At 58.9% G+C, this 10,659-nt stretch carries 8 protein-coding genes; 6 read left to right on the top strand and 2 right to left on the bottom strand.

The features are described 5' to 3' along the window. Nucleotides 1–300: 300 nt before the first annotated feature. Nucleotides 301–1,251 carry a hypothetical protein gene (locus tag NZK35_RS32925; RefSeq protein ID WP_259636775.1) on the bottom strand — a complete coding sequence of 317 codons (951 nt, stop codon included), beginning with the start codon at nucleotides 1,249–1,251 and terminating at the stop codon, nucleotides 301–303. Between the two features lie 89 nt (nucleotides 1,252–1,340). Further along, nucleotides 1,341–1,553, bottom strand: coding sequence for a hypothetical protein (locus NZK35_RS32930; RefSeq protein ID WP_259636776.1), 213 nt, complete (start codon nucleotides 1,551–1,553; stop codon nucleotides 1,341–1,343). A 150-nt stretch (nucleotides 1,554–1,703) separates the two neighbouring features. On the opposite strand from NZK35_RS32930, the gene NZK35_RS32935 reads away from it, so the two are divergent. The 6 genes from NZK35_RS32935 to NZK35_RS32960 all read left to right on the top strand — a co-directional run bounded on the left by NZK35_RS32935 (nucleotide 1,704) and on the right by NZK35_RS32960 (nucleotide 10,594). After that, nucleotides 1,704–2,642 carry a DUF2202 domain-containing protein gene (locus NZK35_RS32935; RefSeq protein WP_259636777.1) on the top strand — a complete coding sequence of 313 codons (939 nt, stop codon included), beginning with the start codon at nucleotides 1,704–1,706 and terminating at the stop codon, nucleotides 2,640–2,642. A gap of 136 nt (nucleotides 2,643–2,778) precedes the next feature. Continuing rightward, nucleotides 2,779–4,119, top strand: coding sequence for a sensor histidine kinase (locus tag NZK35_RS32940; RefSeq protein ID WP_259636778.1), 1,341 nt, complete (start codon nucleotides 2,779–2,781; stop codon nucleotides 4,117–4,119). Nucleotides 4,120–4,284: 165 nt separating this feature from the next. Beyond that, a complete protein-coding gene (locus NZK35_RS32945) occupies nucleotides 4,285–5,628 on the top strand; it encodes a sigma-54-dependent transcriptional regulator (protein WP_259636779.1) in 1,344 nt (447 codons plus the stop codon). Between the two features lie 200 nt (nucleotides 5,629–5,828). Then, nucleotides 5,829–7,442 carry a ribulokinase gene (locus tag NZK35_RS32950; RefSeq protein WP_259636780.1) on the top strand — a complete coding sequence of 538 codons (1,614 nt, stop codon included), beginning with the start codon at nucleotides 5,829–5,831 and terminating at the stop codon, nucleotides 7,440–7,442. A gap of 141 nt (nucleotides 7,443–7,583) precedes the next feature. Continuing rightward, entirely contained in the window at nucleotides 7,584–9,695 is a 2,112-nt protein-coding gene (locus NZK35_RS32955; protein WP_259636781.1) for a hypothetical protein, read from the top strand. A 209-nt stretch (nucleotides 9,696–9,904) separates the two neighbouring features. Next, a complete protein-coding gene (locus NZK35_RS32960; protein ID WP_259636782.1) occupies nucleotides 9,905–10,594 on the top strand; it encodes a metallophosphoesterase family protein in 690 nt (229 codons plus the stop codon). Nucleotides 10,595–10,659: the final 65 nt, after the last annotated feature.

Raw genomic sequence — 10,659 nt, forward strand, 5'->3', positions numbered from 1 at the left:
TCAGGTACCAATGGCGCGGACATTAGTAAAACGGGATTCAGCAACCGTTGGTGTCTAGCCTTTAGGCCAATACCGCTAAGTTAACATGAATGAGGGGGCCCGGACGCTGGCGCGAACCGGCTGATGTCAAACGAATATCAGCCGTTTGGCGCGAGCCTACGGGCCCTCATCTGAAGAAACGACGCTTAACTTAGCGGTATTGGGCTAAAGCCTGCACACCAACACCCTTGCCCGTGCCATTCGGGTCACGCACCCTACCGCTAACAATGCTTCACAGCGGATCGCGATCGGGGCGCCCAATCAACGTGTCGGCGGAGCGTGGTTCTTGGGCAGTTCCGAGTAGCCGTTTTTGATAAATAGCGAAACGACTTTGGCATGCTCCTGCAGGAGTTCGGCGACGTAGGCGTCTTCGGACGTCTCGCGGACGAGGACGCCGTGCTCGGTGTGTTCCACATCCATCTTGATCTTCTTCGCGTTGGCGAAAATCTCGCGGAACAAGGGGTCACGCATGCGAATCGGGTTGACGTTTTCCATCCGATCGTACATCGATTCGACATGCTTCTGAATTCGTGCCGCCACGTCTTCGTCGTTCGATTCGGTCAGGGTTTCGATGCCGTTGGGCAGGTTCTTGACTTTGCGTCGGATCGTGTCTTTGTGTTCGATCAAGAAAAAAAAGTCTTCGTGATCGATATCGTGCTGGGCATCATGACTGTGCGCCATGCCTGCCCCGCGTCCCATGCCTGCCCCGCGTCCGTTGCCGAAGCCACCGCGCATCGCCATCCCTTTGTCGACCGCCGTTGCCGGTTTGGCGGCAGCGGTTTCGGCATCGTTCTTCGCCGCGGCGCAGTCTTTGCATTGCTGTTTGCATTCGTCTTCGCTACAGAGAGGACATGCCTTGCCGGCTACCGTTTCGGCGACGGCCGCTTCGTCAATTTCGTCTGCCGCGGCGGCGCAATTGCCGCATCCCCCCTTGGCGTTGGGCTTCAGGCAATCGGCGCATTGCGATGCGTTTTCAGCGTCAGTCTTGGCGAGTACCGATCCGGCGTCCTTCGCTGCCAAACAGCAGGCCGGTTTGCCGTCGGTGTTCGGTACCGTTGCAGATGCTGCGGCGTTGTCCTGGCAACAAGCTGGAGTTGGCTTGGCGGATTCGTCTGTTGGTTTGTCGGTGTCGGTCAGTGGTGCGCCGGTCAAACCTGAGGCGAGCACGATCAAAACCGTCAACGTCGCAGACAACAATACAAGCTTCTTCATTGAATTTCCCTTTTACGGTTCGCCCCGTCGACCGGAGCCAGAGTGGATGGTTTCAACGAATGGGTTGGCAACCAGCGTGCCGTTCGAGATCAAGTTTCCGCGTCGCACCGGTCTGGCAGCCCGGAAACCAGCCTGAAACCGAGTAAATTGGCGCTCGATTGACCGGAATTCTTTGTCGCCTGTTTTTCATTTCGATCGCCAGACGTCGATTCTGTAACAGACGCGACCGCCAACTGCGCAAAAATTGCAGGGTCAATCGAGCCGGCGCCTGCATTCATTGCAGGGGCGAAGTCAATCGTCACGACACGTTGCTGGTAGCCGTACCCGATTGACACACACTGAGCGAGAGAAATTGGGCTCATTGGCACAATTCCAAGTGCCAGTCGCGGTTGCGGCATTGGATTTGCGTTGCCCCAAGTAAGAACAATCCAACCAACACAAAGGTGAGTGTCATGAAACGGTTACTACTTGGACTATCCGCAATCGTTGTCCTCGCGATGGTTCCACTGGATGTCAGTGCTCAACAGAGGAGAGGAAGAAACGCTGCCGGGCAGGGTTCCGGACAGGGTGCCGGACAGGGCGCCGGACAACGATCCGCTCAGCGGCGCGGTTCTCAAGGGGCAATTCAGCAAGCCAACCGAGGCCGACAATCAACGGGGTTGTATGGCATCGACGACAACTCGACCGACCTGCTCCGCTTGTGGGAAGAGGAAAAAATGGCGCGAGATGTCTACAACACGCTGGCAAAGACTTCGAGTCAGAGGGTGTTCCGAAACATCGCGCGCGCCGAATCCCAGCACATGCAGTCCGTAGCGAGGCTGATCGGAGGCAGCGGGATGGGGCTTCAGCGATCCAGCAACGCGCCGGGCGTGTTTGTGACACCCGAATACCAACGGCTGTATCAGACCCTGATCGCCGAGGGCAGTCGCAGTCCGCTGGAAGCACTGAAGGTGGGCGCCAAAATTGAAGAAATGGACATCGCCGACCTCCGCAAACAACTGGCCGCCACCAGCGATCCCGGGACCCGTCAGGTGTTAGAGCGATTGATGCAGGCTTCACACAACCATCTTCGCGCGTTCGCATCCCAGATTGCATCGCAGGGATCCAGCTACACGGCGCAGTTCCTGACTCAGGCCGAATTCGACGCGATCGCTCATTCCAGCGGAAACGGCCAAGGACGCCAGGGTGCCGGACGGGGCGGAAATGGAACTGGGGCCGGTAACGGTGCCGGCAAGGGTCCCGGCAAGGGTCCCGGCAAGGGTCCCGGAGGCAATGGGCTCGGCCGCGGTGCGGGAGGCGGCCAGGGGAACGGCGGCCAGGGGAACGGCGGCCAGGGGAACGGCGGCCAGGGGAACGGCGGCCGCGGGAACAGCGGTCGCGGCCCCGCGTAGGAGCTGTGGCTGTATCCGCGATCCGATGGCAGCAAGTCGCCGGCGGTCGAGCGACGCGAGCACCGCCGGACCGGCACGGGGCAACTGTCCTACAATGACCTCCTTCACCAACGCCAACAAGATAACGATGCAGCGCATGATCGCCAAACCAATCCCCAAACCACGGATCGTCGGACTCGTGGTTTTGGTTGCGTTGTGGGTGATGTTTGCGGTCTGGCAGCGTGCCGAACACGTTCATCAATGTCGATTGATCCACGCCACGCTCTCGTCACAAGGCGATGCCTTGTCGACCGCCGTCAGCAATTCGATTCAATCGCATCGTTGGTTCAGCCCCTTTGTCCGGCAGCAGCTTCCGACGACGCTCGACACGCTCGCGCGATCGACTAACGTGCTAGCCATCGCAGTCATCGCAGGTGGCGACGCAGAACAGACGTACGTCGCGGGAGACGAAAGCCTCATCGCATCTCAGTTGCCCGCGGGAGAACATGTCGTCGATGACACGTTGCAACTGGTCCGTGAATTTGAGATGCAAAACGATCCGCCGATGCCGGGGGGATTCTTGGTGCCGATGGAACCGGCGGGTACAAAATCGTTTCGATCGGTTGTCGTTTTGGATCGGACGGAAACCATGTCCCAATTTTACCTCGAAGCGAGAAGCCGGATTCTGATTTTCGTTTTGGGGACGTTGTTGCTTGTCGCCATCGGTGCGGTTTGGCAGTTCACGGTTCGGCTGGCCCAATCCGAAGGAAGGACCCGTTTGCTGACGGCCGAAACACGGCATCTTCGTGAACTCGGGCAAGCGGCAGCTGGGCTCGCACACGAAACACGAAATCCGTTGGGCTTGATTCGTGGCTGGACACAGCGGTTGGTCGACGCGGGGTTGCCTGGAGCAGACCAGCAGCAACAGGCCGAAGCGGTCATCGAAGAATGCGACCGCGTGACCGCCCGGATCAATCAATTCCTCGCCTTTGCTCGCCAAGCCGATCTACAGATTGAAACGCTGGCGATCGAAGACTTGGTGACGGAATTAAACACGCTGCTTCAATCAGACCTGGACGCCAAGGACTTGGATCTGGAAACGGTGGGACTGGAAGCACAACCCATTCAAGCCGATCGAGACCAACTTCGCCAAGTATTGTTCAATCTGTTGCAAAACGCGATCGCCTTTGCGCCCGAGCACAGCACGATTAGACTTTCGATGCACCGGTCGCCCGACGACACCTTTCGAATCGAGTTGGCCGACCAGGGTCCCGGTGCCTGCGAACAAATTGCCGACACTCTGTTCGAACCTTATGTCACGCGGCGTCCCGGCGGTACGGGATTGGGGCTTTCGATCGTGCGACGCATTGCGGCGGCTCATCAATGGGACGTGGGCTACAGGTCCGGCGACGAGGTCGGCAGCGTATTTTGGATTGATGGCATTCGCAGTGCATCAAACATTTCAAATGGCCATCGAACGGCTTCCGTCAAACCGTAAAGGCAACACTGTGAAGCATTTTCCCCATGTGTTTCTTGAGGTTTTAGCGGCAGGGCGCGAGCCCTCCGGTACTTCATCTTTGCCAAAACAACGGAGGGCTCGCGACCTACCGCTAAAAAATGCTTCACAGCGTTGCAATAAAGGTTCCTGGCGCAGATTGGACACATGAAACAAGCATCGCCAGCCCAACCCGTTTTGATGATCGTCGACGACGAACCGGCCCAGCGCGAGCTGATCGGAGGTTTTCTGCAGCGTCAAGGTCTGGAGATCATCGAGGCGTCGTCGGCCGAGTCGATGCTCGAATTGCTTCAGCAGCGTCCGCCGGACATGATCCTGTTGGATGTGCGACTGCCGAACATGAGCGGCATCGAAGCGCTTCCAGAGCTTCGTCAACGTTTACCGACCGTCCCTGTTGTGCTGATCACCGCATTCGCCGATGTGCGGCAGGCGGTCGAAGCGGTCAAACGCGGGGCCGACGATTATTTGTCCAAACCGATCGATTTGGAAGAACTGAAGGTCTCTGTCTTCGATGCGTTGGGATTGCGTTCGGTCGACAATCCCCCTGGCAAGCCGACGCTGCCGCCACTGCCGGCGGAGTTTGTTTGCGAAAGCAGCGCGATGCGGGGCTTGATCGAGACCATCGCAGTCGTCGCGCCCTCGGACGCACCGATCCTGATCCAAGGCCAAAGCGGTTCCGGTAAAGAATGGATCGCCAAGTTGATTCATCAGTGGAGCCATCGTGCGAAACACCCCCTCGTGACGACCAACTGTGCCGGTCTGTCCGCCACCTTGGTCGAAAGCGAACTCTTCGGCCACGTCAAAGGGGCCTTTACGGGCGCATCGGAAAATCGTTTGGGCATGTTTCGTTCGGCGGGGGGCGGAAGCCTGTTCCTGGATGAAATTGGTGAGATGCCGTTGGAAATGCAACCCAAATTGCTGCGCGCCTTGGAGACCCATCAGGTCACGCCGGTCGGCGCGGATCGACCGGTGGACGTTGACGCGCGATTGATCGCCGCGACCAACCGCAACCTGCAGGACGAAGTGACCGAGGGACGTTTTCGCGAGGATCTGTATTACCGGCTGAACGTGGTCGAATTGATCGTCCCGCCGCTTGCGGATCGGCGCGAAGACATCATTCCACTGGCGAAACATTTTGCCAGCCAGTTTTCCAATCGACAGGTGCGTTTTTCACCGCAAGCCTCACGCGCCATGCTGGCCCACACCTGGGTCGGCAACGTGCGTGAGTTGAGGAACGCGATTCAGCGGGCCTGTTTGCTCTGCCAAGGCGACGTGATCCTGCCCGAGCATTTGCCTGCCCACATCGCCGTCGATCAGCGCGCCGAATTGCCCGATGCAGGGCGACTGTCCCAAGTCGAGCGGGCGACGATTTTGGCGACGTTGAAGGAATGTGATGGGAATCGAACCAAAGCAGCAAAAGTTCTGGGGATCAGCCGCCGCGCGCTGATTTACAAACTGCGTGACATGGACGAGGGGAGCGAGAGGCCATGACCCGGCCCGCATGATCTTGTCGTGCGAGCCGCCGGCGGGTTACTCCCGTTGTCTCGGATGACGCTGGGACCGGCACGCTTGCGAAATGCGGCATAGGCTGTCGAACACGCGTCACGCCCCTGTTAGACTGGCATCCGTAAACGATGCCCGACTGCCGTCAAGGTTGGCGTCGCCTCTGGAGCCTGATCAACTGGAAACTGATGACCGCTGTAATTGATTCTGTCGCGTTGGGACTTGATTTTGGAACGGAGTCGGCGCGAGCTGTTCTCGTCGACCGCAATGGATGCGAATTGGCTGTCTGTGAGAGCCCTTATCGTCACGGGCAAATCACGAAAACCCTGCCGACCAGCGGCGCAGCGCTGCCGCAACACTTCGCACTCCAGAAACCCGCCGACTGGATTGAGTCGGCGGCCGACGCGACTCGAAAGGCGATCGAACAATCCGGCATCGATGTCCAACGTGTCGTTGGAATTGGAGTCGATTTTACCAGCTGCACCATGTTGCCGACCCGGTTGGATGGCACGCCGTTGTGCGAGCTGGAACGGTTTCGCGACACGCCGCTGGCTTGGCCGAAACTCTGGAAACATCACGGTGCGATCGAACAGACCGATCGCATGAACCGAATCGCCAAAGAACGCAATGAGGCGTTCATGGATCGTTACGGCGGAACGATCGGTTTGGAATGGTTCTTTCCCAAACTGTTGGAGACCATTGAGAAGGCACCGGAGGTCGCGGAAGCCGCCGAGGTTTGGTTGGAAGCCGGCGACTGGTTTGTCTGGCAACTGGTGGGCTGTGATGCGGCTGAATTGCCAAGGTCAACCTGCCAAGCCGGTTACAAAGCATTGTGGTCGGCCGAGACCGGGTACGCGTCCGACGCGTATTTTTCAGCGGTGGATCCGGTCCTGGCGGCAGCGGCGCGCGACAAAATGCCCGGCCGAATGTTGTCGCCGGGCCAGTTCGCCGGAACGCTGTGTGAAGCCTTAGCCGATCGTCTCGGATTACCGGCCGGCATCGCGATCGCCACCGCCACCATCGATGCCCATGCCGCGGTGCCCGGGGTCGGTGAAGCTGAACCGGGGACGCTGGTGATGGTGATGGGAACCAGCAGTTGTCACATGCTCAATGCCCGCGAAGGCAAACCGGTTGACGGGGTGGCGGGAATCGTCGACGGAGGGATTTTGCCCGGCATGTTCGGCTATGAAACCGGACAAGCCGCCGTGGGCGATGCGTTTGCCTGGTTGTTGAAACTGTTGAACTTGGACTCCTTTGAGCAACTCGCCCAAGACGCGATCGCGCTGCCGGCCGGTGCCGACGGCGTGATGTGCTTGGACTGGATGAACGGTTGTCGCACGCCGTTGATGGATGGAACCGTCAAAGGTGCCTTCAGCGGATTGACGCTGGCGACGACACCGGCGCACATGTATCGGGCTCTGTTGGAGGCGTCCGCGTTCGGCGTGCGTTGGATTGTGGACGTGCTTCGCGAAGGCGGAATTCCCGTCCAGCGGTTCGTCGCAAGCGGCGGGCTGCCACATCACAATCCCGCCGTCGTCCAGGTCTATGCGGATGTACTGGGGAGCGAAATTGAAGTGCACCCCTCCCAACAAGGACCCGCGATCGGTGCGGCCGTGTTGGGCATGATCGCCGCGGGCGAGTCCAAGAGCGGTTTCGCCAACGTCGCCGATGCGGCTCGCGCGATGGCAGCCGTCCCCGAATCCCAAAAGCAGATCGTCCAACCGAACCGTGACCACGAATCAAGCTATCAAGAACTGTATCAACGCTACCGAAAACTTGCCGATGTGATGCAGTCGTTGTAGCGTTGCCTTTGCGGTGGCTGGGGATTGGAAGGCTGAAAGATGTGAAGCAGTATGATGTCGCGATAGAATCTTTTCCGGCAGGATGCTGGACTGCGGGGCGACGACGCGGATGACTCAAAATCAATCACGGTGGGGATGATCATGCGACACGACTGTTCGGCCGACCGCCATTGGCGCAGCCTGGTATGCATCGGCGTGGCAGCGATCTTTGCGGTGCCAACAGCTGCCAACGAATTCGAGCTCGCCGAACCGAAGCGACCGAGCACGATCACGCAGCTGATCGACGATTGGTTTTGGCCAGATCCCTACAGTCATCTCGGGCACGTCCGATCCAACGGTGCGGGCTGGGAATTGCTGCGTATCGCCGCGGACATCAAGGCCGGTTCCGACGCCGGATTGTCGTCAGAACAAATCAGCGCCATCGCCGCGATCTATCGCCTGACTACCGCAACTACTCCGAAGGGATCGCTAGCCGACCGGCAGCAACACTGGCACCGGGCGGAGTTGGAGACGCGAAAGCTACTCAGTGAACCCCAACAGCATCGACTCGACCAATTGGTCATCCAGCGTCGCGGATACCGGGCGTTCCTCGACTCCGATCTTGTCACACGAATCGAACTGTCAAATGATCAGATGACAAGGATCCGAGACGCGATCGCCGAGCACGCCAAGAGGATTGCCGAGAACACACGCACATTGACCGCCGAAAGCGATCGGGCAGACGACGAATATCCACGCTTGAGCGAACAAGATAGATCGCATTTGGAGAAGGCGCGACGCGAAAAGGTTCAACTCGGCTGGCTTTCACACCAAAAGACGTGGAATGAGATTCGGGAGATTTTGTCGCCCGAGCAAGTCAAGCTGTTTCAGAAGCTCCGCGGTGCGCGCCCCGGAAACCCCAACGCCAACCCGACCGCCGCGGCTCCAGGATCAACGGAAAACGTCCCGCAAACTCCCAGCGTTACGCACGATCCACCCGCATCCCAGCTTGTTCATCCGAATCGCGTTCGGACGGCCGAAGAACACGCTGCTTTGGAAGCCATCAAGCAACAGCTTCATGATCGTCTTCTGGAAGACCTCAATGCCCCCGAGAATCGTAGTCCGGGTTCCGTGATGCGGACGTCTTATGGCGATGGGCCGCCGGCCGAGGGTTCACCGCAAGCCCTGTTCCGTGCGATGGTCCCGTCGACGTACCGGGAATACATCCGGCGGCATCCCAAGCTGCATCAGCTCGAATTTGACCGTGACGCAACCGTCTTTGTCTCCGATGAAACGTTCGCAGTGCTGGACAAAGCCTTGCCGGTTTCGCTCGACGCCGCGATCGACCTGATGTTGAAGGCGCCCGCTCGCCCCGCCAGGCTGGCTGCGGAATTGATTCGTCAGCGTCGCACGAAACTTTCGATGGAACAATGGATCCGCATCGTCAAAGGTTACGAATTTATGCCTGCGATCCGCAAAGAGTATCCTATCGGGGTGCCCGTCGACATTTGGGGAAACGGCGCGATCCCCTTCGGATTTTTGTTGTTCGATGATCCGACCATCGCCGGCGTCGTGACGGAGACGCGTTCGCAACTCGATGGCAGACCCGTTGCAACGATGCCCGGCAGCGGTTGGCGATCGAATCTGCCCGGAGTTTCACTCGGCGAGGAGTCGCTGGGAGACCACACGATCGAGTACCAACTTGACTACACATTGACCGTCGGCGAACAGACCATCACCGGGCAGCTCATTTCTGGAAAGATTCCATTGACCATTGTCCCCGCTCAACCCGACACACTGGCCGCCGCGATGTCCGATCAACTTCGCGAGATCGTCACGTCTGGGATTCGAGCACTGCCGATCGCCCGGGGGCGGGAACGCGTGTATTCCCGGCCGGCCGGAGCGGGAGCATTCGAACGTGTTGCGAAACTCCGGATTCCGTATCTGGACCTGAAGCGTCCACTGCCGGTGGGATTGGCAATGGAGGTCGACGTCTATTTCGCGGATTCCGATCAGCCACACTCACGCCCCGTGTGGGTGGTCCCCGCTGGTGAAACCGGCCGGTACGAAGTGGAAAGCATGGTCGGTGACGCACGTCTGGTGCAAACACTCTCAGAGCAGGCCGATGAAGAGGGAATGGTTGATGCGCGAGTCGTTCTGACACCTTCCCGCAGCGCCGCACTCTCGCACGCGTTGCTGAATTCGTACTACCCCGAATCGCTCGAGGTGCAAGCGCAGTGGCAACTGTTGTCGGTCGAATCGGATCAGCGATAGCGGAACGCCGCCACGCGGAAGCGCACCTCTCTTCACTCACGGCATGTTGCTCACGCGGCAACCGTAGATCAACATCCGCCCAGCAAACGCGATTCCGCGAGTCTGGATTTGGCTTTGAACAAGATCGTCGAACGTGGTATCACTTTAGCCGGGCCGTCGCGCGACGGATGTCATGGGGCTTTGATCAAAGTATTGTTGGCGTAGCGGAAATGCGTACACTGGCGATCGGGGATATACACGGATGCTACCAGTCGCTGAAGCGACTGGAATCGGCCGCGAAGTTTACGCCGGAAGATCAAATCGTCACGTTGGGGGATTTCGTCGATCGAGGCCCTGATACGCGCAGCGTGCTGGACTGGTTAATCGATCGCCAGGACCATGGTTTGGTTGCACTTCGAGGCAATCATGAAGTGATGATGCTGGCGGCGAAAAAGTCCTTCAATCGGCATGTCGAATGGCGTGCCTGCGGTGGTGATGCGGTCCTGGCATCGTACGGCGTCGACCATGTCGAACAGATCCCCAAACAGCATTGGGAATTCTTGTCGACCAAGTTGGAGCCGTATTATGTCGGCAAGAACCATTTTTTCGTTCACGCCAACGCCTACCCCGAAATGGAATTGGACGAGCAACCGAGCCACATGCTTTATTGGGAATCGTCTGCCGAACGTGCCCCCCACCGATCCGGCCGCGTGATGGTTTGCGGGCACACGCCGCAACGCAGCGGCGCGCCGCTGGACATGGGACATGCCGTGTGTATCGACACGGCGGCGTGCAAAGGCGGCTGGCTGACCTGTCTCGACGTCGATGCCGGGTACTGTTGGCAAGCCAATGAACAGGGCGAGGTGCGCAGTTTCTGGCTCGATCAAGGACCGTACGGGGCGCAACTGGAACGCGCCTGAGCGATTTTAAAATTTAGGGTGCGTGACCCGAATGGCACGGTTAAAGGTGTTGGTGTGCAGGCTTT

It is taken from the genome of Stieleria sedimenti (assembly GCF_025060895.1).
Classification (GTDB): Bacteria; Planctomycetota; Planctomycetia; order Pirellulales; family Pirellulaceae; genus Stieleria; species Stieleria sedimenti.

What these genes read in the sequence shown, in the direction of transcription:
- NZK35_RS32925 (WP_259636775.1), bottom strand. Translation starts at nt 1,251, where the DNA reads ATGAAGAAGCTTGTATTGTTGTCTGCGACGTTGACGGTTTTGATCGTG.
- NZK35_RS32935 (WP_259636777.1), top strand. Translation starts at nt 1,704, where the DNA reads ATGAAACGGTTACTACTTGGACTATCCGCAATCGTTGTCCTCGCGATG.
- NZK35_RS32940 (WP_259636778.1), top strand. Translation starts at nt 2,779, where the DNA reads ATGATCGCCAAACCAATCCCCAAACCACGGATCGTCGGACTCGTGGTT.
- NZK35_RS32945 (WP_259636779.1), top strand. Translation starts at nt 4,285, where the DNA reads ATGAAACAAGCATCGCCAGCCCAACCCGTTTTGATGATCGTCGACGAC.
- NZK35_RS32950 (WP_259636780.1), top strand. Translation starts at nt 5,829, where the DNA reads ATGACCGCTGTAATTGATTCTGTCGCGTTGGGACTTGATTTTGGAACG.
- NZK35_RS32955 (WP_259636781.1), top strand. Translation starts at nt 7,584, where the DNA reads ATGCGACACGACTGTTCGGCCGACCGCCATTGGCGCAGCCTGGTATGC.
- NZK35_RS32960 (WP_259636782.1), top strand. Translation starts at nt 9,905, where the DNA reads ATGCGTACACTGGCGATCGGGGATATACACGGATGCTACCAGTCGCTG.